Below are 25,204 nucleotides of genomic sequence, written 5' to 3'. Positions count from 1 at the left end.
CCGACGGCAAGTCGAATCTGGGTTTTACCGGCTGCCGCGACAGCCTGCCGCACATGCAGCGGATTGCGGTGTATACCGGCGAGGCGCTGGATGAGCTGGATGCGGCGGTGCGTGGGACGGAGGCGGAAGTCGGAGCGGCGTGATGGGCGACGCGGTTCGGCTTCGATAACGGCCTCGCGTCAGGCTGGGTACATGCTCTCGTAGGGCGGGCTTCAGCCCGCCGCGCATGGCGCGGGGGACACCGGGATTGCTCCGTTTGCGCGAATCGCCCGCCCCCGCTCCCGCTTGCGGGAGAGGACCAGGGAGAGGGCGGTTGGTGAATCCCCTCTCTCTAACTCTCTCCCCAAGGGACGAGAGGATTTCATTACAAACGCCCTTGCCGCAACCGACTCCCGGTTAGAGTTCTGCGCTAGAACCATTCCGGCCGCATCCCCAGACAGGTATCGTCCACCGCCGCCAGCAGGTGGGCGCGGTGATCAATGGTGGGCAGTTCCCAGCGAAAGAAGTAGCGGGTGGCCTGCAGCTTGCCCCGGTAGAAATCGCGCTCCTCGTCGCCGGAGGGCATGGCCCGGACGGCGACCAGGGCCTGGCGCAGCCAGGTCCAGGCGATGACCACGTGGCCCAGCATTTCCAGGTACTCGTTGGCGTTGGCGAGATAGCTTTCGGCGTCCGTGGCCTGCTGGCGCAGCGCCTGGGTGGTGTCGGCCACGGTGTCGATGGCTTCGGCCAGTGCCCGGGCATATTCATGCAGTTCGTCAAACTCGGCCGCATCCTCGGCGGTTGCACCGATCTCGCGCAGCAGCAGCGACAGAGCCGCCCCGTCGCGCATGGTGACCTTCCGGCCGAGCAGGTCCAGCGCCTGAATGCCGTTGGTGCCCTCGTGGATGGGGTTGAGGCGGTTGTCGCGATACAGCCGCTCCACCGGGTATTCGCGGGTATAGCCGTAGCCGCCCAGCACCTGAATGGCGAGCTTGTTGGCTTCCAGCCCGTACTCGGAAGGCCAGGCCTTCGCGATGGGCGTGAGAATGTCGAGCAACAGCCCGAGGCGGTTGCGTTCGGTTTCGTCCTCGGTGGTCTCCTGCTGGTCCACCAGCGTGGCGCAGTACAGGCACAGGGCAAGGCCACCCTCGACGTAGGCCTTCTGGGCCAGCAGCATGCGGCGGACGTCGGCGTGTTCGATGATCGGCACCGGCGCATCGGTCGGCTTGCTGCCGGGATGGCGGCCCTGCGGGCGTTCGCGCGCGTAATCCAGCGCGTGCAGATAGCCGGAGTAACCCAGCACCGACGCCCCCATGCCGACACTGATGCGAGCCTCGTTCATCATGTGGAACATGCCGGCCAGACCGGTATTGGGTTCGCCGACGATCTCGCCGATGCAATCGTCGTCATCACCGAAATTCAGCACCGTGTTGACCGTGCCCCGGTAGCCCATCTTGTGATTGAGCCCGGCCAGCCGTACGCCGTTTCGTGCACCCAGGCTGCCGTCGTCGTTCACCCGGTATTTCGGCACGATGAACAGGGAAATGCCCCGGGTGCCGGCCGGCGCCCCTTCGATGCGGGCCAGCACCAGATGCACGATGTTCTCGGACAGGTCGTGCTCGCCGCCGGAAATCCACATCTTGTTGCCGCGCAGACGATAGGTGCCGTCCTCGTTGGGAACCGCCCGGGTGCGGATGTCACCCAGCGAAGACCCGGCCTGCGGCTCGGACAGGCACATGGTGCCGAAGAAGCGACCGGCAATCATCGGGTGCATGTAGCGCCGCTGCTGCTCGGGCGAGCCTACCACCCGCAGCAGATTCGCCGCCGCGCCGGTCAGGAACGGATACCCGGCGGTACCGATGTTGGCGGCGGTGAATAGTGCGGCCACCGACTGGCTGATGGTGTAGGGCAGTTGCAGGCCGCCGTCGGCCTCGTCGAACGCCGTGCCCATGAAGCCGCCGTCCACGTAGGCATCCAGCGCCGTCTTCACTTCCGGGATGATATGCACCCGTTCGCCGTCGAAGGTGGGCTCGTTGGCATCCAGTTTCGCGGCGTGGGCGGCGAACTGATCCGCCGCCAGCGTGTGCGCGGCCTCCACCACGGCATCGAAGGTTTCCCGGTCGTGGCCGGCGAAGCGCGGGCGCTGGCACAGGGCGGCCACGTCCAGCCACTCGTGCAGCAGGAAATCCAGGTCGCGGCGGTTGATCAGGTGGCTCATGGCGGCAGGATTCTGAAACAGGGCGCAAGTGTAGCCAACCCGGGGCTCGGGATGCTCGTATTGGCCCGGGCTTTCGAGGCACACTTACGCGATGAGAACGTCCCTCCCCGACGCCGCCGATGAGTGACCATTCGCCCGGTTTTCTGGCGCTGGTGGCGCAGGCCCGCGCCCGCGTGGCGGAAATCGACGCCGCCGACCTGGCCGACGCACTGGCCCGCGAACCCGATGCCGCACTGATCGACGTGCGCGAGGAATCCGAGTACGCGGCCGGCCATGTCACCGGCGCAGAACACCTGGGCAAGGGCGTGATCGAGCGCGACATCGAAGCGCGGCATCCCGACCCGCAGCAGCCGTTGTATCTGTATTGCGGCGGCGGGTACCGCTCGGCCCTGGCCGCGGACGCCCTGCGCACCATGGGCTACGCCCGGGTCGTATCGGTGGATGGCGGCTGGCGGGCGTTGCGCGAGTTGCTGCCGACCGACGGAACCTAGCCCCTGATGCCCTTTCGCGTCATCCGCATCCGGCGGCAGATAGCCGCCCCCGTGCAGGCCGTGTTCGATCACGTGGCGAATCTGGACAATTACGCCCGGCTGCCGGGCGTGCGCCGGGCCCGCCTGCTGCGTGAAGGGACCACCGAACGCCAGGGCACCGGCGCCGAACGCGAGATCGCGCTAACGTTCGGCACCCTGGTGGAGCGCATCACCGAATTCGATCCGCCACACCGGCTGGCCTGGCGCATGATCCGCGTGCCCTTTCCGATCCACCATCTGGGCGCCGAGCTGCGGCTGCGGGAAGTGGCCGGCGGCACCGAAATCCAGTGGGTATCACGTTTCCGCGCCCGGTCCCCGATCGGCGCCGGGCTGATCGAGCGTAGCGCCAGTGTGGCGCTGACCGCGGTCTATGGCACCGCACTATTGTTGTGGAAACGCTCGCTGGAAGCCGGTCATCCGCGCTGGCGCCACTCCCTGCCCGCATCGGCCAGCACCGGCGCCCCGGCCGCGTCGGCACCACCCGCGCAGCGGGCATCCGGACGCGCACAACCCCCGCCCCGACGGCTGCTGCCCTACGCCGGGGCCCGCCTGATGGGCGCGGTTCGCAATGCACTGGGGCTGCCGGCACGGCTTTTCCGCCGACGCCGGTAACCGGGCTGCTTGCCAATCACGGCAGCGGGGGTAAAGTGGGGATAACGCCCGATCCGGTTCCCGCCATGTCCATCAAATACACGCTGCTGACCGCCGCCATTCTGCTCCCGACCCTGGGAACGGCCCACGCCCAGAACGAGTCACCGCTGGTGGATATCCAGCTCGCCGATGCCGACACGCCGCTACGCGTGGCGCTGGCCGGTCAGCCGCTGCTGGGTGCCGGCATGACGGCAACCCCGCTCGCAAATCCCGCGTCGGCCGGAGGCTCCGGCATCGGCGATCTGCTGGGCGGGATTCCGCTGGTGGGCGCTCTGCTGGCGCCCGAGCCGCCGTCCGCCATGCCCGCGACCCCGGCAGATACGGCCTTCGCCGTGGGCGATCTCGACGGCGACGGCCGCCGCGAGGATCAGGGCACGCGGTTCGGGGATTTCCTAGTACAGGTGGACCCCGACGACATCAACGACCAGGCGCTGTCGTTCAGCGATTACGTGGACGACCCGCAGCCGCTGGACGACCTGTCAACACCACAGTAAACGGGCTCAGCGCCAGCCAATCGGATCGTAACCGCGGTCGCGCAGGCAGCGATTGACGAAGTTGCGATAAACCGGGTCCGGTGTGCCACGGGCGAACAGGCCGCTGAACAGCCCGGTGGCAGCCCCGTGCGCCGCCCCGGCACCGGCGCCGCGGCCGACATCGCCGAATACCGCGCCAACTGCTGCGCCTCCGGCACCGCCGATCACGCCACCCCGGACCGTGCGACCAGCCACGTCGCCGTCGCTGTAATCCAGGCCGTTGGCCTCGGCCATGGCCATGCACTGGTCAACGGCCCGCTGCGAACCGGCCGAGGTGCTGCGGCCGCCCTCGGGATAGATCACCGGCCGCTGATTGGCGCAAGCGGACACGGCAAGTAGTGCCAGGGTCAGAACGGACAGACGGACCGATGTGAAAAGCCGGGCGTTCATGACTTATTGGACCTTGCTTCTGCCACTGAATTCAATGAGCACTATCCGCCGCTTCCACGGCAGGTGGCAACACAACCGCAAGTGATATCGCACCGAAGAGACTGCCGCGCGGTCTGCGGCCGCTCGCAATGACGAGGGATGATGCCGATCCCCGAAACCGTCATTGCGAGAATGCGACAGCATTCGCGGAAATCCCATGGGGCGTTTCCGCGGTTCAGGCAGCGTAGGTCGTCTTCAGATAGGACATGATCGCGTCGGACTCATACAGCGCTTGCCGGTTGTTGGGATCCACCAGGTACGGTACCTGCAACCGGCCGGTCTGCTCATGCATGGCCCGGCGGTTGCGGCCGCAAACCGGCATGTCCGGGAAGAAGCGCGTGCGCACCCAGGGCGGGCCGATTTCCTGCGGCACCGCCTTGCCGAAACTGCGCAGGATGTAGGGAATTTCCATTTCACACAGCAGCTCGCGCACCGGCCGCGAGAACGGACTGGACTCGAAGCTGTACAACGCCAGGGGCTGATCCGGCACTCGTGCCGGCCGGCGCCGCATACCGCGCAAACCCCGCAACAGGGTGGCCGCATTCGACCCCATCACCGCGACTGCACCACCCAGCGGCCGCGCCGGCGCCGGGCGACCGGCGTACTCGGCATACAGATAGTCGATGATGTCGCTGGATTCGTAGAGCTGACGGCCGGTGTTCGGGTCCACCAGGTACGGGAACTGCGCCTTGCCGCCGAGCCGCTCGGCCTCCGGCCGGAACCGGGTACCGCCCTTCGGGCAGGGCTTGATCAACACGTCCAGGTCCAGTTCGGTGATCGTTTCGCGCACTAACCGACAGAACGGGCAGCCCTCGAATTCGTAGAGCTCAAGAAGTTTCTCTGGCTGGCGCGAGGCCGGCTTGAAGGCAAGCGAGCCACGCCAGGCACGAGCCGTGCTGGCAAGGGTCGAAGAAAGCGTGTTGAGCATCGCGACAATCGCTCCGGTGAAAAACGGCAGCCATTCTACTGCCTGGCCGGGTTGATTGGCGCTACCATGCGCCGCCATGCGCCGTTCCGACTTTCATTACGACCTGCCCGACACCTGCATCGCCCAGCGACCGCCGGCGCGGCGAGGCGACAGCCGCCTGCTACATCTTGAGCGGGCCACGGGTCGCTGCACCGACCGGCACATTACCGATTTGCCGACGCTGCTGGCGCCGGGCGATCTGCTGGTGCTCAACGACACACGGGTGATTCCGGCCCGGCTGCATGGCCGCAAGGCCAGCGGCGGGGCGGTGGAGATATTCGTGGAGCGGGTGCTGGGCAATCAGCGCTTTTCGGCCAAGATCCGGGCCAGCAAGACGCCAAAGCCGGGCACCGAACTGATCGTGGGCGAGTTCCGGCTCACGGTAGGCGGCCGCGACGACGAACTGTTCCTGCTGCAGCTGACAACCGGCGAGCTAGAGGCGCTGCTGGCCGAGCACGGCCATATCCCCTTGCCTCCCTATATTCGCCGGCCGGACGAACACACCGACCGCGAGCGCTATCAAACCGTCTGGGCACGAGAGCCCGGCGCCGTGGCCGCACCCACCGCCGGGCTCCATTTCGACGACGCCCTGCTCGACGCGATGCGGGCCCGCGGTGTCGGTATCGACTACCTCACCCTGCACGTGGGCGCCGGCACCTATCAGCGAGTGCGCACCCAGGACCTGTCACGGCACCAGCTCCATGCCGAACGGGTCATCATCGGCGTCGATCTGGTCGAGCGCATCAACGCCACCCGACGCGCCGGCGGCCGGGTCGTGGCAGTGGGCACCACCGTGGTCCGCAGCCTGGAGGCCGCGGCAGCCGACGGCGAACTGACGCCGTTCGCCGACGAAACCCGGCTGTTCATCAAGCCGGGTTACCGGTTTCGGGTGGTGGACGCCCTGCTCACCAACTTTCACGAGCCGGAATCCACCCTGCTGATGCTGGTCTGCGCGTTTGCCGGGCGCCAGTCGGTACTCGACGCCTACCGGCATGCGGTCGCCAACGATTACCGTTTCCTGTCCTACGGCGATGCCATGTGGATCGACTGACGCCGGGTCAGGCCTTCTGGCGCAGCTTCGCCTCTTCCGCCGCCACCTTTTCCTCCATCGCCTCGGCATCGCTGCCGCCGATCAGTACCAGCGTTGCCACCAGCCCCAGCAGCAGCGCAATCCAGGCCGGGAACACGGCGATGGCCACGGCGGTGAGCAGCACCACGCCGCGTTCGGTGGGATGCGTGCACATGGCCATCGCCACGTAGGCGCAGGCAAAGCCGGTGAGCAGCAGCGTCAGGCACAGGGCGATGCCCAGCAGCGGTTGCAGGCCGGTCAGCAGCGGCAACAGGAAGAAGATGAACGGCAGGCCCATGAAGTAGTAGGACGCGGTACCGCTATACAGCGAGTTCATGCCCGCCCGGCCTTCGCGCCAGCGCTGCACGATGATCACCTGCACCCCGGTCCAGAGACTGCCCTGGGTGGGGAAGAACGGCGCGAGAATGCCCATCAGTCCGTTGCGGATGCCCAGCGACAGATGGGTGCGGCTGGTGTCGATGTTGATCGGATCATCACGCCGGTCATCCTCGGCCTGGTGGATGATCTCGTTGCCGGTGACCAGATCGCCGAACAGCAGGATGTAGGTGATCAGTGACAGCGGCACAGCGGCCACGAACATGTCCCAACTGGGCCAGCCGATGACGAACGGCGAGGCCTTGGCGAACGCCTCATTCACCGGCGGCAGTAGAATCCCCCACTGGATGTCGTAGCTGACCTCGCCCACCAGCGGTCCGACCGCGGCTGCCACCAGAAAGCCCGGCAGCAGGCCGAGACTGGCCAGCCGGGTGAGCATCGGCGAGCGCAGTTTCAGCGACCGGAACGGAATGGAAAACATGAAGATCAGGCACACCGCACAGGCCAGGGTGATGCTGATGGGTTGGGCCAGCAGGTAGTCGTCGACATCGTCCACGAATACCCGCTTGAAGGCGGCGATGGCAGCACCCAGGATGATCGCCGCCTTCAGCGCATTGGGCAGCCATTCCATGAACCGTTTACCCAGCCCGGTGATGCCCAGGACCGCCAGCATTGCGGTCAACACGAGCGTGAGCGCGGTCATGGCCTGGAAGCGTTCCACCGGCGTGTCATACCCCCCGAGAACGAAGGTCAGGACCAGCGGCAGCGCCGGCGTCACCCAGCCGGGGGCATAGGGTTCGCCGAAGGCAATCGGCGCGATCGCGATCAGGAACATGTGCACCAGCGACATCGCCACGGCCTGCTCGAAAGTCAGCCCGAAATGGCCGGTCATGATCGGCACCAATGCCAGCCCGGTGGCCGAGGCCAGGGCCACGCCCTGGAGAAACTCCGGCCAGTACAGCTTGGTGTGGTAGAAGGGCAGCCGGAAGGTGAACGGCCCCCAGCGCCAGCCGGGCAGTTCCACCGCTTGGTCGTTGTCCATCATCTCCCCCTTGTCGTTATCGAAGCCGGCGGCGGACCGCCGGGGTCAGCGTCGCTGATACTGCGTGTCGCCGAACAGCTGCTCCTTCGCCTCCTCGCTGAGCGGCGTCGCATTCTTGTATTCCGCCAGCACGGCGAGGCCACGGTCCACCGCGGGTCGTGCCCGGATAGCCTGGTACCAACGGTTCAGATCCGGATAGTCGCACAGCTCGGCGCCAAAGCGGCGGGCCGAGCGCACCCAGGGAAACGTGGCCATGTCGGCCAGCCCGTAATCCCCGGCCAGATACTCCACCTCGCCCAGACGGCGATCCATCACACGGAACAGCCGATGCATTTCGCGGGTGTAGCGATCCACGGCGTAATCAATCCGGCGGGGCGCGTACTGGGTGAAGTGGCCGACTTGGCCGAACATCGGGCCCACGTTACCCATCTGGAACATCAGCCATTCCTGCATCGCCACCCGGTCCCGCGGATCGGCGGGCAGGAAACGGCCGGTCTTCTCGGCCAGATACAGCATGATCGCGCCGGACTCGAACACCGACACCGGCCGACCGTCCGGCCCGTCATGATCCACGATCGCGGGAATGCGGTTGTTGGGCGAGATACTCAGGAATTCGGGTTCGAACTGTTCACCCTGCTGAATGTTCACCGCATGAGCCGCGTAATCCAGCGCCAGCTCCTCCAGCAGGATGTGCACCTTGTAACCGTTGGGTGTGACCCAGGAGTAGAGGTCGATCATCGCGGTCAGCGCCCCGGATCGTGCTGCAGCTGCGCCACGCCGCCGGTCTTGATGTAGACCAGACAGCCCTGCGGACTCACCGGCCGATGACTGCTGCCGGGCGGCAGGCGCAGCCAGGTGTGCAGCCCGTATTTGCCCTGCTCGTCGCCGAACCCGCCTTCCAGCACGAACAGCTCCGCCCCGTCCGGGAACACCCGCGCCGGCAGCTCGGTGCCGGCAGCCCAGCGCTCCAGCCGGGTTTCATCGGGAAAGCGGGCATCGGCATACAATGGTTTCACCATCACGCCGGGCGTATCGCTGTCAGCCCAGCCCATGGCCTCGGTATCCCGGGTGACATAGGTGCGCCCCTCACCGCTGTACTGGCGAAGCTTGACCAACAGCAGGCAGCCGTCCTCGGACCAGGGCGCATGCTCGAACCCTTCCGGGTGCAGCAGAAAAGTGCCCGGCCCGGACACCGCCTGCTGGTCACAGAAATGGCCCTCGATCACGAAAATCTCCTCGCCATCCGGATGCGGATGGGAATGAAACGAGGCCCCCGGCACGTACCGCACCAGCGACGTCACCTCCCCGGCCTCGGCCGGCCCCACCCGGTGCAGCCGCTTGCGCCAGACCTGCCCGCCGGGGGCTTCGGTCCATGCCAGGTCCCGAGTATCCACGACTTCCCGACGGCTCATGTCGCCGCGCAGCGGCGCGGCGGTGGCGTTCGCATTCGTCATCATTCGTTCCGTGACGATTGTGATTGTCCCGATTCCGACCCGGTTCCCTCGGCGGAACCCGCATCCCGCTCGAACAGTTCTTCCAGTTCGGCCATCGCCTCCTCCCGCATCTGAACGAGCTTGGCCGTATCCTCGGATGCGGCCGCCTGCTCGTCGAGCAGCTCCTCGTCATACTGCCGGAACAGACTGGTGGCGCGCACCGCCTCGCTGCGGCTTGCGCCCAGCGCCTGGAGCGTCTCGCCGCCCATTTCCAGCGAGGACAGGAACTTCTCCCGCAGGATGACGGACACGCCGAGCTTCTTCAGCGCGAATACATGCTGGCGATTTCGCGCGGCGGCGATGATCTTCAGATGCGGGAAGTGCTGGCGTACCACGCCGGCCGTGCGCACCGAAGCCTCCGGGTCCCCGATGGCCAGCACGAATACGCGGGCCTCCTCGGCGCCGGCATGGCGCAGCAGATCGATGCGAGAGGCGTCGCCGTAGTAGATCTTGTCGCCGAAACGGCGCACGAAATCGACCGTGTCCGGATTGATTTCCAGGGCGGTGAACGACACGCCTTTGGCCGTGAGCAGGCGGGCGACGATCTGCGCCACACGCCCGAAGCCGGCGATGATCACCGGATGCTCGTATTCGTCCGGCGTATCGAATGAGCGTGAGTCGCCGCCGGCCGGTTTCAGACGCCGGTTCAGCCAGCCCGCGCCGCCGGCGAGCAGCGGCGTTGCCGCCATCGACAGCGTGACCACGGCAACGACGACATCGCTGTCGGCCTGCTCGAACACACCAGCGGCCACCGCGGCGGCCAGAATCACGAACGCGAATTCACCACCCTGCGGCAGGACCGCGGCCAGATTCCGGGCGGCCGGCGGATCGAGCCCGTGACGCCGGCCCAGGATGTAGAGCACCAGACCCTTGATGGTCAGCAGCGCCAGCGTCATCAGCACCAGCCGCAGGGGCTCCGACAGCAACAGGCCCAGATTCAGCGACATGCCCACGGCGATGAAGAACAGCCCCAGGAGCAGGTCCTTGAACGGATCGATGTTGGTTTCCAGCTCCGGGCGATATTCCGAGTCCGCCAGGAGCACCCCCGCCACGAACGCGCCCAGCGCCACGGAAACATCCACCTGCTCCATGATCACCGCAGTGCCGATCACCACCAGAAGTGCCCAGGCGGTAAATATCTCCGGCATGCGCGTGGCCGCCACGATGCGAAAGATCGGCCGCAGCAGATAGTGACCGCCGATCACCATGGCGGTGAGCACTGCCGCCACTTTCGCCGTATCCAGCAGCGCCCCGCCCAGACTCATCGCCTCGCCGCCAACTGCCAGCAACGGCAGCAGTGCCAGGATGGGAATCACCGCGAGGTCCTGGAACAGCAGGATGCCGAAAGCCGACCGCCCGTGGCGGGCCGTGAGTTCGCCGCGCTCGGCCAGCAGCTGTAACCCGAACGCGGTAGAGGACAACGCCAGCGCCGCCCCGGCCACCACCGCCGCCGACGGGGGCAACCCCAGCAGCAGCGCCGCCGCGCCCAGCAGCACGCCGCTGACCAGCACCTGCATGCCGCCCAGCCCGACAATTGTCTTGCGCAGCGCCCACAGCCGTCGCGGCTGCATTTCCAGGCCGATCACGAACAGCAGCAGTACCACGCCGAACTCGGCGATGTGCAGCACGTCTTCGACTTCCGCAATCGCCCCCAACCCCCAGGGGCCGATCACGGCCCCGGCGATCAGATAGCCGAGGATCGACCCCAGCTTCAGCCGCTGCGCCAGAGGCACTGCGACCACCGCGGCGGTCAGAAAGATCGCAATCGGCTGCAGCCATTCACTCATGTCGATATTCCACCACGCACCTCGCCACCAAGTCGCGTCCGCGCATCGCGCTTGCCAGCCGATTGCGCCGTCACTGGCATATTACGTCAACCGTGATACCACGCTTGCGCAAAACCGTTGCGATGACGATGATGCCGTCATGAAGATTCATCACCTGAATTGTGGCTCCATGCAGCCACCGCTCGGCGGCCTGTTTCGCAGCCCCGGTGCGCCGGCGGCCATGGCGCCACTGGTGTGCCACGTCCTGCTGGTGGAGACCGAGGCCGGCCTGGTACTGGTTGAAAGCGGCTTCGGGCTGGCCGACATCGACCAACCGGGCAAGCGGCTAGGCCGTGCCTTCATGGCCATGACCGGACCCGCGCTGGCCCGGGTGGAAACCGCCCGCGAGCAGATCCGCGAACTCGGCCTCGATCCCGACGACGTGCGCCACATTCTGCTGACCCATCTGGACATCGACCACGCCGGCGGTATTGCCGATTTCCCCGGGGCCCGCGTGCACGTGCTGGCCGACGAGTACGAAGCCACGCTGGCCAGCCGCAGCCTGCTGGAGAAAACCCGCTACCGGGATGCGCAGTGGGCGCACGCACCGGATTGGGCGCTGCATCAGCCCGATGGCGAACCATGGCAGGGATTTGCGGCTGTGCGGGATCTGCCGGGTCTACCACCCGAGATCCTGATGATCCCTCTGGCCGGGCACACCCGCGGGCACGCCGGCATCGCGGTACAGGGCGACGACGGCTGGCTACTGCATGCCGGCGATGCCTTCTTCAATCACGGCCAGATGGCCGATCACGCCAGCTGCCCCGTGGCATTGCGCGCCTTTCAGCGGATGGTCTGCGAGGATCGCCCCCGTTGCCGGGACAATATCGAGCGGCTGCGCGGCCTGGCGCTGGATGAAAACGCCGGGGTGCGCGTGTTCTGCGCCCATGATCCGCTGGACCTGGTGCAGCTGTCGGGCTGAACGCCCATCCACCCCGTCATGAAAAACCCGGCGACGGTCAGACGACCGCCGCCGGGTAATTAATCCGCCGGACGAATCGATCAGGGCGCGCTGGCGCCCAGATTCTCGATGCGCATGTCGGCGGCCGGATCGGTCTCGGCCTGATCGAAGGCCATGGCCGCATCCGGATGGAAGTTGAACAGATACTCGGCGAACGCGTCCTGCTCGGTGCCGATCCCGGCGAAGTCGGCATTGCCCGGATCGAAGGCCGGATCGAAATCAGCCGCCAGCGGCAGATCGGCCCGGTCGGGTGCGGTCAGATTCTTGAACGGATAGCCGTCGCCGCAGGCATCGGAGGCCATGTTGTCGGTACCAGCCACACAGCTGACGGTGAAGTTCAGGGTCACCATGCGGAAGCTGCGGTTGGGGTCCACCTGGAGAATGCCGTTGGCTACCACCGTCTCCAGCACCGCACCGTTTTCGTCGATGATCTCAAGCGTGCGGATACGCTCGCCCATTACCGCGGCACCGCCGTTGGTATCGCCACCCTGCCGGGCGGTGGCGTTCGGATCGAAGGCGATGCGCATGCCGCCGATCTGTGGGAACTGCCCCGGCGTGGCGCCGGGCGCCGTCGCCGATACGCCGTGTTCCATGATGTCCAGCAGCTCGTCAGCGGTCACGGTGAGCAGAGTCAGGCTGTTGTTGAATCGCAGCGAGCCTTCCACATCGAACTGGGACACACCGCCCGCCGGCTTACCCACGGCCTCGTTGGCCGCCGGTGGCAGCAGCTGCGGCGCTTCGTTGCTGCCGGGCTGCACCAGCACCTGCCCGATGGCCGAGCGGATGCCGCCGCCATTCTTCAGCGAGATATCGACCTCCGGATCGGCCTGCTGCGCGTACCAGAGGTTGGCGTCCGCGGTCAGATTGCCGAGGTTGGTTTCCTCGGTGCGAACCTCGCTGCGGCGGCCGTCGAGGAACACCGCCGTGTTACCCAGCACGTTGCCGTCGCGGGCCACCAGCACCTCGGCAAGGGCCTCGGAGACCTCGGCCACCCGCGGAATGGGCGTGCCGCCAACCATGTCCACGACTGCCTGCGTCGACGCCCAAGCGCCGTTCAGCGCCGGATCCAGGCTGTCCAGATCGAGCACACCGTTGCCGTCGAATTCGACCACCAGGCGACCGAGATAGCGATAATCGCCATCGACATTGACCACCAGGACCGGCTCATCGGCCGGCGAGGTATACAGCAACGGATAGGTATCGGCTGCGGTATCGCCGTCGCGCAGAATATCGTCGCCGTCGGCCAGCAGGGTATTGGAGCCGCCGGCCACGATGATATCGACGCCTTCAAGTCGCACGGCCAGCGCCTTTTCGATGGCAATCTGCTGCATGTGGCCCAGCAGCACGATCTTGTCGATACCGCTGGCGCGCAGGGCATTGACGGTCGGCTGGATGGCCGCCGCCAGATCGTCGAACAGCTGCTCGTCGTTGTCGACCAGCGGCGGGTTGATGGTCAGGCCGCCGGTGCTGGTGATGCTGGCCAGGGCGGGCGTGCTCGCCCCCACGATACCGATGCGCTCGCCGTTGACCAGGACCACAGCCGATCCGGCCACCGCACCGGCGCCGTCCTCGGCCAGCAGGCCGTCGTCGACCACCCGGCCCGACAGATTCGCGTCGGTGGAGAAGTCCACGTTGGCCGAGATATAGGGGAAAGCCGCGCCGGGGTAGTCGCCATCCGGGGCGATGATGCCGGCAAAGGCCTCGGTGCCGTCATCGAGATCATGATTGCCGAGCGCGGCGGCCCGGACACCCAGGGCGTTCACGAATGCGATGTCGCCGCGGCCGTTGCCGGGCGCCCCGAGTTCCTCGACCAGCGCGTCGTCGCTGGCGGCAAAGTAGCGGGGTCCCGGAATGTAATTGTCGCCCGATGACAACACCAGCGTGCTCGCCGGCATGTCGTCACGGAAAGCATCGACCAGCGCCGAGAAACCGTTCACGTTCTGCAGCGCTTCGGGGGCGCCGTCCATATCGGCTAGATGCAGCAACTGCAGTGCGAAGCGGCCCGATTCGCCGTTGCAGACGGTGTCGGTGCTGTCGACTTCGCTGTCGCCGAGCATGCCGTCCCCGTCGTCATCCTGACCGGCGCGCACCAGCACGCCGCCATCGGGGCACCTATCGCCGGCGGGAACCGTTTCGGTTTCCACCAGCGCGTCAGTGCCGGCAGTGCCGTCACAGACCAGTTGCGTGTCGTCGACTTCGCCGTCGTCAAGCGTGCCGTTGCCGTTCTCGTCGATGCCGCTATCGACCTCGATACCACTGCCGCTGGCGCAGTCATCGGTCGTGACCACGGATGTACGCACGGCCGCCGACAGCTGACCGCCGGCGTCACCGTTACCCGGTGTGCCACTGTCATCGCCACCACAGCCGGCTAGTACCGCTGTCAGAATCACGCAAAGGCCTGTCGCGGCCCGGCTCCCCGAATTGAACATGCTGCTTCCCCGGATTCGATGTTTTGGGACGAATTGTCGAAACGGGAAACTAACCTGCCGTTGGTTACCGGAAGTTGGCGGCCCCGTGACCCGGGCATGACAGTCCGCTGACCATGGCGGCCGATGTGTCGGCAGGCATAATGTCGGCACCATTCCCGCGCCCGAGGGGCCAGCCAATGTCTGATGACCCGCGAAGCACACGCCTCACCGGCCCGGTGGAACGCCAGCGCGCCATCTACATGGGCGGCCTGGCCGGACGCCGGCCGACGGTGCCGGTGGGCATGGCCGATCTGGAAGCCGCGGCCGCCCGCTGCATGAGCGCGGAGGGCTACGCCTACATCGCCGGCGGCGCGGGCCGCGAGGACACAATGGCCCGCAATCTGTCGGCCTTCGGTCACTGGCAGATCAAGCCGCGCATGCTGTTCGACGTGGCGGAACAGGACACCTCGGTGGAACTATTCGGGCGGCGGCTGCCCACACCCTTCCTGCTGTGCCCGATCGGCGTGCTGGAAATGGCGCATCCGGATGCCGACGTGGCAGTGGCCCGCGCGGCGGCGGATACCGGCATGCCCTACATCTTTTCCAGCCAGGCCAGCCGCACGATGGAGGACTGCGCTGCGGCCATGGGCGACGCGCCACGCTGGTTCCAGCTCTACTGGAACAAGTCGGACGAGATGGTGGAGAGCTTCGTGTCGCGCGCCGAGGCCTGCGGCTGCGAAGCGATCGTGGTTACGCTGGATACCACGCTTCTAGGCTGGCGCACCCGCGACCTCGAACTGGCCCACCTGCCGTTCCTGCACGGCAAGGGCATTGCCCAGTACACCTCGGACCCGGTGTTCCGGCGCCAGCTGGCCGACCCGCTGCCCGGACCGGACGCGAAACAGCCACTCAACCGCCACACCCTGCGGGTGCTGATGCAGGTGCTGCGCAAGTGGCCGGATGGCATGCTCGATGGGTTGCGCTCCGGGCAGGCCCTGGCCGCGGTTCGGCGCTTCATCGCCACCTACTCGCGCCCGACACTGACCTGGGACGATCTCGCTTTCCTGCGCGAACGCACCAGGCTGCCGATCCTGCTGAAGGGCATTCTCGACCCCGAAGACGCCCGCAAGTCACTGGATTACGGCGTCGACGGTCTGCTCGTGTCCAACCACGGCGGGCGACAGGTGGACGGCTCGGTGGCCACCATCGAACAGCTACCCGGCATCGTCGCCGCCGTGGACGGCTGCATCCCCGTGATCATGGACTCCGGCATCCGCGGCGGCGCGGACGCGTTCAAGGCCCTGGCGCTGGGCGCGACGGCCGTGGGCATCGGTCGGCCCTACTGTTATGGTCTGGCGCTCGCGGGCGAGGCCGGCGTACGGGAGGTGCTGACCAACTTCCACGCCGACTTCCAGCTCACCATGGCCCTGGCCGGTTGCCGCAGCGTCGCCGAAATCGACCGCCGCCGCATCGCCGGCCCCGACACAGGAGACGCATGATGGCCGAGACCGACGGCTTCACCTTCAACCACACCATGCTGCGCATCAAGGACCCGGCGAAGTCGCTGAACTTCTACCGTGACGTGCTGGGCATGACCCTCCTGCACCAGGCCGACTTCGAGGGCGCCGAATTCTGCCTCTACTTCCTGGGCAAGTTGCAGCCCGGCGAAACGCCGCCGGAAGACGCCGCCGAACGAGCCCGCTGGACCTTTGCCCAGCGCGGCGTGCTCGAGTTGACCCACAACTGGGGCAGCGAGAACGACCCGAACGTGGCCTATCACGACGGCAACAGCGAACCCCAGGGTTACGGCCACATCGCATTCGACGTGCCGGACCTGGACGCGGCCGTGGCCTGGTTCGACGCCAACAACGTCACCTTCCAGAAGCGGCCGGAGGACGGACGGATGAACCATATCGCCTTCATCCGCGACCCGGACGGCTACTGGATCGAGATTCTGTCGTCCTCCCGAATGGCCTAGGGCGCTTACCACCGACTGTCACGACAGTGACCGCCGGTAATGGTAATCTCGAACATCTCGGCCAACTGACCCATAGCCCGTCAACCAGGCATTGACGGAAGGTCGGGCCTGCAAACCGGTGTGACTGGAAGGAGACCGCCATCGCCACGTCCGCAGCCAACATGAATTCGATCAACGCCAAGTCGGAGGCGCTGGCCGCCATCGAGCCGCTGGTGGGTGAGCTCATGGAGCGCCACATCAGCGAACGCCGCCTGTGGTGGCCCAGTGATTTCCTGCCCGCCAGCGAACAGATGACCGACGAGCAGGCCCGCGACATGGCCGCCCTGCCCGACCGCGCCCGCGGGATTCCCGACGAGGTGCGCGTGGCCCTGGCCCTGAATCTGCTCACCGAGGAGGGCCTGCCGCATTTCCATCGGCTGGTGGCGGTCTACCTGGGCGAGGACAACGCCTGGTCGCGCTGGAATTACCTTTGGACGGCGGAGGAAGACCGCCACGGCTGCGTACTGCACGATTACGTGCGCGACGCCCGCATCCTGGACATGCGCGCGTTCGAGAAGCTGCAGTACCAGTACATCGAGGCCGGCTTCGATCCGGAATGGAATGGCGACCCGTACCAGTTGCTGGCTTACACCAGCCTGCAGGAGCGGGCCACCCAGGCCGCCCACGCCAACACCGCCCGCATCGCCGGGCAGTACGAACCGGTGATCCAGCGCCTGCTGGCCCACGTGGCCAGTGACGAGGCGCGTCACTTCCGCTTCTACCGCGACGTGTTCCGCGGCCTGCTGGAAATCGACTCTACCCGGGCGCTGGAAGCCGCCCTCAAGGTGCTGCCGCGGCTGTCCATGCCCGGCCACACCATCGACGGCTATGCCGAGATGGCGGATGTGGTGCGGCGCGCCGGCATCTATGGCCCCGGCGACTACCGCAAGCTGGTGGAGGAATGCCTCGAGGCCTGGGGCATCGCCAACCTGAAGCCCGACGACGGTGCCGGCCGCGAAGCCCAGGACAAACTCATGGCATTGCCCGATCGGCTCGACAAGCTGGCGGCACTGCTGGAAAAGCGCACCAAGTCCAAGACCTTCAGCTTCCAGGTGGTGTACCACCGGGCGATGGAACTGGGCTGACCCGAGGGCCTCAGACCACTCTGAAGCGGATCACACCGATCAACTGACCGTCGTCGGTCCGCACCACCACCTGCCAGTCCCCATGCGGATTCGGCGGAAACTCGGTTTTGTGGCTCCAGGCGCGATAACCCTGTTCGCGGCCGCCGACGATCTCGATCTCGATGCGGTCGACCACTCGGCCCTCGTGCCGCCATTCGTGGATGATCGGCTGATGCAGTCCGCGTGGCGCACGGATGGCGGTGAATGCGTAAAGACCCTCGGCAAGGCGGTCCGCATCGACCAGCGGTCGATGTTCCCCGTGAATACGCTGCTGCTCGGTCACCCGGAAGGTGATGGCCGCGTCGGTCACGCGCAGCGTCGCCGGCGGAATCCAGCCGCGGGTGGTCCAGGCGAATCCGCCCAGCGCCAGGGTGAGTATCCCCATCGTGAGCCAGCGCCGGGTGCGGCGCACGTCCAGCACCCCGGCCACGCCCGGCAGGGCGAAGATCATCATCGCCAGCGTGGCCAGCCCCAGGCTCTCGCCGGTGGTCAGCTGCAGCATGATGGGCAGCGCCGTGAGCAGGGCCACGAACAGGGTGAAGGCATGAAAACCCAGAAACAGCCATCGCCGACAGGCAATCAAACCCAGATAGATCGGATCCACGATCGACGCCGCTGCCGCCAGCATCAGCGTGCCGGTGAACAGCACCTGGCCGCTGGCCCAGGTGGTGGTCGCGAGGAAGAAGGGCAGCGTGAAGAACAGCGTTTCCTGGTGCAGCGACTGGGCCGCCAGCCGGGTAGCGGCCTCGGACCACTGCGGCCGCAGCCAGCGCGACAGCAGCCGGCCGAACAGGCCCTCGCCGATCAGCCAGATCCAGCCCAGCAGCAGAAAGGCCGTCAGCCACTGCGCCAGCTGGGCCTGGCGCTCGACCAGAAAGAAACTGGCCAAGCCGGCGGCGAAGCTGGCCACCGGCAACAGGCGGCGGTAACGCAGAATATGTCGCCAGAAAATGCGCGCCGCACGCAGCAGGGATTGATGACGATGAACTTGCAACAACACGGACCGCAGAAGAACGTCGACGCGACGCGGGCGCACACTCTACGCCAGCCGGACATGCCCGGCACCGATATCAGCAACCGGACCACCCGTCATGGCATTTGAGCAGCTGCCCCAAAATGCCCGGGTCATGGTGCAGGGCGCCGCCCGCGGGCTGGGCCGGGCACTTGCCGAGCAACTGTTACAAGACAAGCACGTGGCGACGCTGATCGTCACCAGTCGCGATGCCGACAGTCCCGGGCTCACCGAGCTGGTCCGCGCCGACGAAAAGCGCGTGCTGCCACTGGCGCTGGACCTCACCGACGAGAACAGCATTCAGCGCGCGATGGAACGGGTAGAAGAACACACGCCCGCGCTGGATATGATCATCGTCTGCGCCGGACTGCTGCATGACCGGGATACCGGTCTCCGGCCGGAAAAGCGGCTGGCCGACATCACGCCCGATCGGCTGGCCGCCGGGTTTGCGGTCAACGCCTTCGGGCCCATTCTGCTGCTCAAGCACGCTGAACCGCTGCTTACCCACGAACGACGGGCGGTGTTCGCCAGCCTGTCCGCCCGCGTCGGCTCGATCGCCGACAATCACCTGGGCGGCTGGTACAGCTATCGCGCCGCCAAGGCCGCGCAGAACCAGTTCACCCGCACGGCGGCAATCGAAATGCGTCGCCGCAACAAGCAATCCATCGTGGTGGGTCTGCATCCGGGCACCACCGACACAGAGCTGTCGCGGCCATTCCAGCGCAACGTACCGGCCGGCAAGTTGTTCACCCCGGCGTTCGCCGCCACGCGGCTGCTGGCCGTGATCGCCGGACTCACGCCGGACGACTCCGGCGGACTGTTCGCCTGGGACGGCGAGCGGATTCCGTATTGAGCCCACCCGGATGCCGGCGTAGCATCAAGCCATGCTAACCTATCCGAAGAAACCGACTCGCCGCTTCCGCGCCGAAGCCGACACCCTGACCCCGGGCACCCTCGAGCGGCAGTTCGCCGACCTCGACATGGGCCGGGTGGCCTATCTGCGCCACGGGCCGGATGGCGAAGCGCCGCCCCTGCTGCTCGTGCACGGTATTCCCACCTCCTGCCGATTGTGGGAACCGCTGCTCGGGGCGCTCGGCGAACATTACGACTGCATCGTTCCGGACCTGCTTGGCCTGGGCGAATCAACGCCGTCGGCCGATGCCGATCTTGCCAGCCCCGGTCAGGCCGACATGCTGGCCGCCCTGCTCGATCACCTGGGCATCGACACCTGTCGTGCCGTCTTCCACGACCAGGGTGGCGCCCATGGCGGTCAGATGCTCAAGCGTCACGGCGAGCGCATCGACGCCGTGGTGCTCACCGACGTGGTCTGCTTCGACAACTGGCCGGTGCCGATCATCGACGGACTGATGGCGATGGGCCGGGCGATCAAGCCGCTCGCGGCCGCCCGCATCCCGCAGGTGCTGATGCGGCTGTTCCCCTGGCCCCAGACCACCTTCCGGCGGCGAATCCCGGAGGCATTCCTGCAGGACTGGCATGCCGCCCTGAACGAGGGTGGCGAACGGCTCGACCACTGGATTGCCTACACCACCGCCCAGACCAATCACTGGACCCAGGACGCCGTGGCCACCCTGAAAGCCTGGGACAAGCCCGCCCACGTGATCTGGGCCGCCGAAGACCGTTTCCTGCTGGCCTCCTGGGCGGTGGAACTGGCGCAGGCCATTCCCGGCGCCGACGACAACCCGGAAATGCTGCCCTTCGCCGGCCATTTCTGGCAGACCGAGATCCCGCAGACCGGCGCCGCCGCCATCCTGCGCTTTTTCGACCAACACTGAGACGCCCGGCAAGCCGGAAAACGCTGGCGCCGATAACTGTATTAATTTACAGTTATCGGCATGGCAGCACGCCACCAACCGAATGCGGCCAAGGGCCGCGGGGCCACCGGCAACCGCGCCGGCCGCTTCGCGCGCGACGAACGCGAGGCGTTCGACGACGGCTGGCCGGGTGACGACGAAGAAGCCGGGACTTCCGCCCCCGCCACGATCGTCCGAGCCGACCCCGCCCGACGGCTGATCAGCCGCAACCAATCACCGGACATTCCATTCGACGCCTCGATCAATCCCTATCGTGGCTGCGAGCATGGGTGCCCCTACTGTCTGGACGGGGACACGCCCATCCTGATGGCCGACGGCCGGCACCGGCCCCTGCGCAAACTGCAGGTCGGCGACATCATCATCGGCACACAGCGCGACGGCTGGTACCGGCGCTATGTGCCCACGCGCGTTCGGGCGCACTGGTCGTCCCGCAAGCCGGCCTTTCGCGTCACGCTGGCTGACGGCACGGTGCTGAACGCCAGCAGCGATCACCGCTTTCTGACCGAACGAGGCTGGAAACATGTCACGCCGCCCGTCGTCCGCGGCGAGCAAAGGCCATATCTGACCGGCAACAACAAGCTGATGGGAACCGGCCGATTTTCCGCGCAACCGGTCCACGACACCGATTATCGACGCGGCTATCTGACCGGCATGCTTCGCGGCGACGGGCATCTGGGACGCTATATCTACGACCGTCCCGGTCGCGGCCCGAGCAAGGTTTACCGCTGCCGGCTCGCGCTGAAGGACGCCGACGGGCTGCAGCGCAGCCACGATTATCTGCATGAATTCGGCGTGGCTACGAAACGCTTCGTATTTCAGCAGGCAGCAGCAGGCCGAGCCGAGATTGCCGGATTGCGGGCATCAAGCCGGCAGGCCTTCGAAACCGTCCATGGCCTCATCGATTGGCCGACCGACCCGAGCGGGTCCTGGCGGAAGGGCTTCGTTGCCGGCCTGTTCGATGCCGAAGGTCACCGCGCGGGGAACAATCTGCGCATCAGCAACAGCGACCCGGCCATCCTCGGGGCCCTCGTCACCTGCCTGGACCACCTGGGGTTCACCCACTGCCGGGAGCATGGCCCTCGTCCCGGTGGCCGCGACATGACCGTCATTCGCCTGGTCGGCGGTCTCGGCGAGCAGATGCGTTTCATCCACACCGTCGACCCGGCCATCCGGCGGAAATGTTCGCCAGCCGGTATCGCCATCAAGAGCGAGGCCGATCTCGGTATCCGGACGGTCGAACGCCTGCCCGGCGAACGGGAGCTGTTCGACATCACCACCGGAACCGGCGATTTCATCGCCAACGGCGTGGTCAGTCACAACTGCTTCGCTCGCCCCAGCCACAGCTATCTGGATCTGTCGCCCGGGCTGGATTTCGAAACCCGCATCTTCTACAAGGAGAATGCGGCCGCGCTGCTCGAATCCGAACTACGCAAGCCGGGCTACCAGCCCACGCCAATCTCGCTGGGCATCAATACCGATGCCTATCAGCCGGTGGAAAAGCGGCTGCGGGTCACCCGGGACATTCTGGAAGTGCTGGCAGCCCACCGACACCCGGTGAGCCTGCTCACGAAGAGCCGACTGATCCTGCGGGATATGGATATTCTCGGCGACATGGCGGCCGACAATCTGGTGTCGGCGGCAGTCTCGATCACCACGCTGGATGCCTCGCTCAAGCGGATTCTCGAACCCCGCACCGCCTCGCCGGCCGCGCGGCTCGACACCGTGCGGCAGCTGGCTGCCGCCGGGGTGCCCACGTCGGTGATGGCCGCACCCGTGATCCCGGCGATCACCGACCATGAGCTGGAGGCCATCGTGCAGGCGGCCTCCGAGCATGGTGCCCGCGGCGCGGGCTACGTGCTGTTGCGGCTGCCCTGGGAGGTCAAGCAGATATTCCGCGACTGGCTGGCGGCGCATTTTCCCGACCGTGCGGCCCACGTCATGAGCCTGATCCAGCAGTCGCGCGGCGGCCGGGACTACGACGCTGCCTGGGGGCAGCGGTTGACCGGCACCGGCAAGTTCGCCGACCTGATTGCCCAGCGCTTTGCCCTGGCCTGCCGGAAGAACGGCCTCAACCGGAGCGCGCGCCCCAATCTGACAACCGAGCACTTTCGCCTGCCACCACGTACGGGAGACCAGCTCCCGCTCCTGTGATCCGACAGGCATGGTAAATTTCGCGGGCCCACCGCGGCGCCCCGACCCCATCAACTCCGGCCATCATGACCTTTCGATTCGATGACGACCTTGCGCTCGAACGCCTCGACGCGCATACTTTTCGCGCCAGCATCAACCAGAACTGGAACATCGGCGACATTCCCAACGGCGGTTACCTGATGGCCGTGGCCGCGCGAGCGCTGAGTGAGGCCCTGCCCCACCCGGACCCGTTCTCGATCACGGCGCATTTCTTCCGGCCGGTGGTATGCCGCGAGGTAGACATCCGCGTGACGCCGTTGAAGTCGGGCAAGAAACTGACCTATGCCGACGCCACCCTGTGTCAGGACGGCGAGGACTGCCTGCGGGTGACCGCCGCCTTCGGCGACCTGGACCGCCGCGACGGCCTCGACCACATCGCCGGCAGCCCGCCGCGCGTGCCCCGGCTGGAGGACTGCGTGCACGCGGATATCGGCTTCCGCATCTTCAAGAATCTGGACATCCGGCTGGCGCCCGAGACGGCCGCCTGGCTACGCGGCGAGTACGACGACACCTGCGAACTGACCGGTTGGGTCTCGTTCGCCGATTACCGCGAACCCGACGTGCTGTCGCTGGCGCTGTTCGCCGACGCCTTCCCGCCGCCGGTGCTCCGGCAGATCGGCCCGGTCGGCTGGGTGCCGACCATCGAGATGACCACCCACATCCGGCAACGGCCGGCCCCCGGCCCGCTGCGCTGCCGCTTCGTCACCCGTTTCATTTCCGGCGGCTATGCCGAGGAAGACGGGGAAATCTGGGATACCGAGGACCAGCTGGTGGCCCGCTCGCGCCAACTGGCGCTGGTGCGCTTGCCCGACGAACGGAACAAGCCGGCCTGAACCGGCCTCACCACATCAGATCATCCGGCACCGGGTAGTCGGCATAGGGATCGTCGGGATCGGGCGTTTCGTCAGCCGCCGTGACCAGCCAGACCTGCGCGGGGATTTTTTCCATCAACCGCCGGCCCACGGCGGCGGGCACGATGGCGGACTGCTCCCGATGGCGAACGATCGCCAGCCTGCCTGCCGCCAGATCACGCTGCTGTGACTGACTCACCGCCAAGCGCCGAATCCGATTGCCCAGGTTGTAGTTGTAGGCGACGTCGCCATCGGCTTCGATTCGATTGCGCTCGATGATTTGCCCGATGGCATGGTCTTGCTCCTGCGCTTCGCGGCGCGCCTTCCGTTCGACGTTGAGCTGCCGGTCGCGCTCGCGTTTGGCGGCTTCCGCCGCGGCAATCTCGGTCTGCAGCGACGCATTGTCCGTCGACGAATTGCCTTTGCGGGCCGCCGCCTGTTCCTGCGCCTTCTCGCGCCGCGCCTTCTTCGCCTGCTTGGGCTTGACCGCGCCGGCCTTCAGAAGCTGATCCTGTAGTGACTGACTCATCGCTGCTATCTCCGGATTGCGGTCATGATGCCGGCGTCGCCTCGAGCAGCGCATCCGCGGCCCGCAGACGGTCGATCTCGGCATCCTCGAAGCCGGCCGCACGCAGCACCGCGACGCCGTCCGCGCCCGGCCGGTGCTGTCCGTGGCGAACCTCGCCCGGTGTCCGCGACAACCGCGGCGCGGGCGCCGGCTGGGTCCAGCCGTCAACCTCCAGGAACGTGCCGCGGGCGGCGTTGTGCGGATGCCGGGCCGCCTCGTCCATGGCCAGCACCGGCGCGAAGCAGGCGTCGGTACCCTCCAGAATGGCACACCACTGATCGCGCGTGCGGGTCAGGAAGACCTCAGCCAGCACCGCCCGCATGTCCGGCCAGGCGGCCGTGTCCATCTGTTTGCCGAAACGCTCGGGATCAAGCCCGGCCCGCTCGACCAGCTCCGCGTAGAACTGCGGCTCGAGCGCGCCCAGCGCCACGTAGCCCCCGTCGGCGGTCTCGTAGACCTGGTAGAACGGCGCCCCGCCGTCCAGCAGGTTGGCGCTCCTCTGGCGCGGGTTCCAAAGCCCGGCGGCCATCATGCCCATCTGCATCCAGAGCTGTTGCGCGGTGCCGTCGACCATGGCGGCGTCCACCACCTGGCCCTCGCCGGAACGGGCCGCCTCGAACAGGGCGCAGACCACGCCGAATGCCAGCAGCATGCCGCCGCCGCCCATATCGCCGACCAGGTTCAGCGGGATCACCGGCTTGCCGCCAGGCTCGCCGATCGCATGCAGGGCGCCGGACAGGGCGATGTAGTTGATGTCGTGGCCGGCGGCCTGGGCCAGCGGGCCGTCCTGGCCCCAGCCGGTCATGCGGCCGTAGACCAGCCGGGGATTGCGGTCACGACAAACCTCCGGCCCCACGCCCAGGCGTTCCGCCACCCCGGGCCGGAAGCCCTCGATCAACGCGTCCGCGTCATCAATCAGCCGCAGCAGGGCGGCCAGTCCGGCGTCGGTCTTGAGATTCAGGGCGATCGACTGCTTGCCGCGCAGGCTGGCGTCGTGACTCTGCCCGGGTGCCTGCCGGGTGCCGCGCTCCACCCGGATGACCCGGGCGCCCATGTCCGCCAGCATCATGCCGGCCATCGGTGCCGGGCCCAGTCCGGCCAGTTCGATCACCGTGGTCCCCTCGAGTGGGCCCATGTTGTTCTCCTTTCCGACGCACCACAAAGGCCC

23 protein-coding genes and 2 pseudogenes are annotated in these 25,204 nt (G+C 66.9%); 14 read left to right on the top strand and 11 right to left on the bottom strand.

Annotation, left to right across the window (positions count from 1 at the left end; translation table 11 throughout):
• On the top strand, positions 1 to 143 hold a 143-nt coding region (locus RM531_RS16115), incomplete at its 5' end, for a WS/DGAT domain-containing protein (protein ID WP_349255447.1).
• 266 nt (positions 144 to 409) lie between these two features.
• On the opposite strand, the gene RM531_RS13670 is transcribed toward RM531_RS16115, so the two are convergent.
• Positions 410 to 2,197, bottom strand: coding sequence for an acyl-CoA dehydrogenase (locus RM531_RS13670; protein WP_311660004.1), 1,788 nt, complete (start codon positions 2,195 to 2,197; stop codon positions 410 to 412).
• Between the two features lie 119 nt (positions 2,198 to 2,316).
• Here RM531_RS13670 and RM531_RS13665 point away from each other — a divergent pair, with 119 nt between their 5' ends.
• From RM531_RS13665 to RM531_RS13655, 3 genes are all read left to right on the top strand, one after another.
• Positions 2,317 to 2,688 (top strand): rhodanese-like domain-containing protein, encoded by a 372-nt coding sequence (locus tag RM531_RS13665; RefSeq protein WP_311660003.1) that lies wholly within the window; start codon positions 2,317 to 2,319, stop codon positions 2,686 to 2,688.
• Positions 2,689 to 2,694: 6 nt separating this feature from the next.
• Entirely contained in the window at positions 2,695 to 3,339 is a 645-nt protein-coding gene (locus RM531_RS13660) for an SRPBCC family protein (protein WP_311660001.1), read from the top strand.
• Positions 3,340 to 3,404: 65 nt separating this feature from the next.
• Positions 3,405 to 3,872: a hypothetical protein gene (locus RM531_RS13655; protein WP_311660000.1), complete on the top strand. Its 468-nt coding sequence runs from the start codon at positions 3,405 to 3,407 to the stop codon at positions 3,870 to 3,872.
• 6 nt (positions 3,873 to 3,878) lie between these two features.
• Here RM531_RS13655 and RM531_RS13650 read toward each other — a convergent pair whose 3' ends face one another.
• Both RM531_RS13650 and RM531_RS13645 read right to left on the bottom strand, forming a co-directional pair.
• A complete protein-coding gene (locus RM531_RS13650; RefSeq protein ID WP_311659998.1) occupies positions 3,879 to 4,301 on the bottom strand; it encodes a glycine zipper family protein in 423 nt (140 codons plus the stop codon).
• Between the two features lie 214 nt (positions 4,302 to 4,515).
• Complete coding sequence (locus RM531_RS13645; RefSeq protein WP_311659996.1) at positions 4,516 to 5,346, bottom strand: glutathione S-transferase N-terminal domain-containing protein; 831 nt, start codon at positions 5,344 to 5,346, stop codon at positions 4,516 to 4,518.
• On the opposite strand from RM531_RS13645, the gene queA reads away from it, so the two are divergent.
• Positions 5,345 to 6,358: a tRNA preQ1(34) S-adenosylmethionine ribosyltransferase-isomerase QueA gene (gene queA / locus RM531_RS13640; RefSeq protein ID WP_311659995.1), complete on the top strand. Its 1,014-nt coding sequence runs from the start codon at positions 5,345 to 5,347 to the stop codon at positions 6,356 to 6,358. The two genes, RM531_RS13645 and queA, sit on opposite strands and share 2 nt — an antisense overlap.
• 7 nt (positions 6,359 to 6,365) lie before the next feature.
• Here the strand turns inward: queA and RM531_RS13635 are convergent, their stop codons facing one another.
• From RM531_RS13635 to RM531_RS13620, 4 genes are read right to left on the bottom strand one after another with little or no spacing between them, the layout of a single operon-like run.
• On the bottom strand, positions 6,366 to 7,757 hold the full coding sequence (locus tag RM531_RS13635) for a hypothetical protein (protein WP_311659994.1): 1,392 nt from the start codon (positions 7,755 to 7,757) through the stop codon (positions 6,366 to 6,368).
• 42 nt (positions 7,758 to 7,799) lie between these two features.
• Entirely contained in the window at positions 7,800 to 8,492 is a 693-nt protein-coding gene (locus RM531_RS13630; protein ID WP_311659993.1) for a glutathione S-transferase N-terminal domain-containing protein, read from the bottom strand.
• A gap of 5 nt (positions 8,493 to 8,497) precedes the next feature.
• Positions 8,498 to 9,208 (bottom strand): cupin domain-containing protein, encoded by a 711-nt coding sequence (locus tag RM531_RS13625; RefSeq protein ID WP_311659992.1) that lies wholly within the window; start codon positions 9,206 to 9,208, stop codon positions 8,498 to 8,500.
• A complete protein-coding gene (locus RM531_RS13620; protein ID WP_311659990.1) occupies positions 9,208 to 11,034 on the bottom strand; it encodes a monovalent cation:proton antiporter-2 (CPA2) family protein in 1,827 nt (608 codons plus the stop codon). Before RM531_RS13620 ends, RM531_RS13625 begins: the two co-directional genes overlap by 1 nt.
• Positions 11,035 to 11,173: 139 nt before the next feature.
• Between RM531_RS13620 and RM531_RS13615 the strand changes: the two genes are divergently transcribed.
• Complete coding sequence (locus RM531_RS13615; protein ID WP_311659989.1) at positions 11,174 to 11,995, top strand: MBL fold metallo-hydrolase; 822 nt, start codon at positions 11,174 to 11,176, stop codon at positions 11,993 to 11,995.
• Between the two features lie 80 nt (positions 11,996 to 12,075).
• On the opposite strand, the gene RM531_RS13610 is transcribed toward RM531_RS13615, so the two are convergent.
• Positions 12,076 to 14,463 (bottom strand): bifunctional metallophosphatase/5'-nucleotidase, encoded by a 2,388-nt coding sequence (locus RM531_RS13610; RefSeq protein ID WP_311659987.1) that lies wholly within the window; start codon positions 14,461 to 14,463, stop codon positions 12,076 to 12,078.
• Between the two features lie 176 nt (positions 14,464 to 14,639).
• Here RM531_RS13610 and RM531_RS13605 point away from each other — a divergent pair, with 176 nt between their 5' ends.
• The 3 genes from RM531_RS13605 (at position 14,640) to RM531_RS13595 (ending at position 17,544) form a co-directional block, all read left to right on the top strand.
• A complete protein-coding gene (locus RM531_RS13605) occupies positions 14,640 to 15,941 on the top strand; it encodes a lactate 2-monooxygenase (RefSeq protein ID WP_311659985.1) in 1,302 nt (433 codons plus the stop codon).
• Positions 15,941 to 16,420: a lactoylglutathione lyase gene (gene gloA / locus RM531_RS13600; protein ID WP_311659983.1), complete on the top strand. Its 480-nt coding sequence runs from the start codon at positions 15,941 to 15,943 to the stop codon at positions 16,418 to 16,420. The genes RM531_RS13605 and gloA overlap by 1 nt, the downstream gene beginning before the upstream one ends.
• Positions 16,421 to 16,581: 161 nt before the next feature.
• Positions 16,582 to 17,544, top strand: coding sequence for an acyl-ACP desaturase (locus tag RM531_RS13595; protein WP_311659982.1), 963 nt, complete (start codon positions 16,582 to 16,584; stop codon positions 17,542 to 17,544).
• A gap of 10 nt (positions 17,545 to 17,554) precedes the next feature.
• Here the strand turns inward: RM531_RS13595 and RM531_RS13590 are convergent, their stop codons facing one another.
• A complete protein-coding gene (locus RM531_RS13590; RefSeq protein WP_311659981.1) occupies positions 17,555 to 18,577 on the bottom strand; it encodes a DUF5924 family protein in 1,023 nt (340 codons plus the stop codon).
• A 97-nt stretch (positions 18,578 to 18,674) separates the two neighbouring features.
• Between RM531_RS13590 and RM531_RS13585 the strand changes: the two genes are divergently transcribed.
• From RM531_RS13585 to RM531_RS13570, 5 genes and pseudogenes are all read left to right on the top strand, one after another.
• On the top strand, positions 18,675 to 19,448 hold the full coding sequence (locus tag RM531_RS13585) for an SDR family NAD(P)-dependent oxidoreductase (protein WP_311659979.1): 774 nt from the start codon (positions 18,675 to 18,677) through the stop codon (positions 19,446 to 19,448).
• A 31-nt stretch (positions 19,449 to 19,479) separates the two neighbouring features.
• Positions 19,480 to 20,388, top strand: a complete 909-nt coding sequence (locus RM531_RS13580) for an alpha/beta fold hydrolase (RefSeq protein WP_311659977.1) — start codon at positions 19,480 to 19,482, stop codon at positions 20,386 to 20,388.
• 60 nt (positions 20,389 to 20,448) lie between these two features.
• Positions 20,449 to 21,540 (top strand): annotated as a pseudogene (locus tag RM531_RS16110) (LAGLIDADG family homing endonuclease); the annotation flags it as partial.
• Positions 21,541 to 21,747: 207 nt separating this feature from the next.
• Positions 21,748 to 22,578 (top strand): annotated as a pseudogene (locus RM531_RS16105) (PA0069 family radical SAM protein); the annotation flags it as partial.
• 65 nt (positions 22,579 to 22,643) lie between these two features.
• Positions 22,644 to 23,450 (top strand): acyl-CoA thioesterase, encoded by an 807-nt coding sequence (locus tag RM531_RS13570; protein ID WP_311659973.1) that lies wholly within the window; start codon positions 22,644 to 22,646, stop codon positions 23,448 to 23,450.
• Between the two features lie 7 nt (positions 23,451 to 23,457).
• Here the strand turns inward: RM531_RS13570 and RM531_RS13565 are convergent, their stop codons facing one another.
• Together RM531_RS13565 and RM531_RS13560 are read right to left on the bottom strand one after the other, a co-directional pair.
• On the bottom strand, positions 23,458 to 23,997 hold the full coding sequence (locus RM531_RS13565; RefSeq protein ID WP_311659972.1) for a DUF2058 domain-containing protein: 540 nt from the start codon (positions 23,995 to 23,997) through the stop codon (positions 23,458 to 23,460).
• Between the two features lie 22 nt (positions 23,998 to 24,019).
• On the bottom strand, positions 24,020 to 25,171 hold the full coding sequence (locus RM531_RS13560; protein ID WP_311659970.1) for a CaiB/BaiF CoA transferase family protein: 1,152 nt from the start codon (positions 25,169 to 25,171) through the stop codon (positions 24,020 to 24,022).
• Positions 25,172 to 25,204: the final 33 nt, after the last annotated feature.

Source organism: Spectribacter acetivorans (assembly GCF_031846305.1).
In the GTDB taxonomy this organism is placed as follows: Bacteria; Pseudomonadota; Gammaproteobacteria; order Nevskiales; family Salinisphaeraceae; genus Spectribacter; species Spectribacter acetivorans.
Note: the sequence above shows the minus strand (reverse complement) of the source record. Positions and strands in the feature narration are given on the sequence as shown.

Excerpts from the sequence above, each read along its gene's own strand:
- RM531_RS13660 (WP_311660001.1), top strand. The coding sequence starts at position 2,695 with ATGCCCTTTCGCGTCATCCGCATCCGGCGGCAGATAGCCGCCCCCGTG.
- RM531_RS13585 (WP_311659979.1), top strand. The coding sequence starts at position 18,675 with ATGGCATTTGAGCAGCTGCCCCAAAATGCCCGGGTCATGGTGCAGGGC.
- RM531_RS13620 (WP_311659990.1), bottom strand. The coding sequence starts at position 11,034 with ATGAGTGAATGGCTGCAGCCGATTGCGATCTTTCTGACCGCCGCGGTG.
- RM531_RS13630 (WP_311659993.1), bottom strand. The coding sequence starts at position 8,492 with ATGATCGACCTCTACTCCTGGGTCACACCCAACGGTTACAAGGTGCAC.
- RM531_RS13580 (WP_311659977.1), top strand. The coding sequence starts at position 19,480 with ATGCTAACCTATCCGAAGAAACCGACTCGCCGCTTCCGCGCCGAAGCC.
- RM531_RS13670 (WP_311660004.1), bottom strand. The coding sequence starts at position 2,197 with ATGAGCCACCTGATCAACCGCCGCGACCTGGATTTCCTGCTGCACGAG.
- RM531_RS13625 (WP_311659992.1), bottom strand. The coding sequence starts at position 9,208 with ATGACGAATGCGAACGCCACCGCCGCGCCGCTGCGCGGCGACATGAGC.
- RM531_RS13635 (WP_311659994.1), bottom strand. The coding sequence starts at position 7,757 with ATGATGGACAACGACCAAGCGGTGGAACTGCCCGGCTGGCGCTGGGGG.
- gloA (WP_311659983.1), top strand. The coding sequence starts at position 15,941 with ATGGCCGAGACCGACGGCTTCACCTTCAACCACACCATGCTGCGCATC.
- RM531_RS13665 (WP_311660003.1), top strand. The coding sequence starts at position 2,317 with ATGAGTGACCATTCGCCCGGTTTTCTGGCGCTGGTGGCGCAGGCCCGC.
- RM531_RS13645 (WP_311659996.1), bottom strand. The coding sequence starts at position 5,346 with ATGGCGGCGCATGGTAGCGCCAATCAACCCGGCCAGGCAGTAGAATGG.
- RM531_RS13605 (WP_311659985.1), top strand. The coding sequence starts at position 14,640 with ATGTCTGATGACCCGCGAAGCACACGCCTCACCGGCCCGGTGGAACGC.
- RM531_RS13650 (WP_311659998.1), bottom strand. The coding sequence starts at position 4,301 with ATGAACGCCCGGCTTTTCACATCGGTCCGTCTGTCCGTTCTGACCCTG.
- RM531_RS13560 (WP_311659970.1), bottom strand. The coding sequence starts at position 25,171 with ATGGGCCCACTCGAGGGGACCACGGTGATCGAACTGGCCGGACTGGGC.
- RM531_RS13565 (WP_311659972.1), bottom strand. The coding sequence starts at position 23,997 with ATGAGTCAGTCACTACAGGATCAGCTTCTGAAGGCCGGCGCGGTCAAG.
- RM531_RS13595 (WP_311659982.1), top strand. The coding sequence starts at position 16,582 with ATGAATTCGATCAACGCCAAGTCGGAGGCGCTGGCCGCCATCGAGCCG.
- RM531_RS13610 (WP_311659987.1), bottom strand. The coding sequence starts at position 14,463 with ATGTTCAATTCGGGGAGCCGGGCCGCGACAGGCCTTTGCGTGATTCTG.
- RM531_RS13570 (WP_311659973.1), top strand. The coding sequence starts at position 22,644 with ATGACCTTTCGATTCGATGACGACCTTGCGCTCGAACGCCTCGACGCG.
- RM531_RS13655 (WP_311660000.1), top strand. The coding sequence starts at position 3,405 with ATGTCCATCAAATACACGCTGCTGACCGCCGCCATTCTGCTCCCGACC.
- queA (WP_311659995.1), top strand. The coding sequence starts at position 5,345 with ATGCGCCGTTCCGACTTTCATTACGACCTGCCCGACACCTGCATCGCC.
- RM531_RS13615 (WP_311659989.1), top strand. The coding sequence starts at position 11,174 with ATGAAGATTCATCACCTGAATTGTGGCTCCATGCAGCCACCGCTCGGC.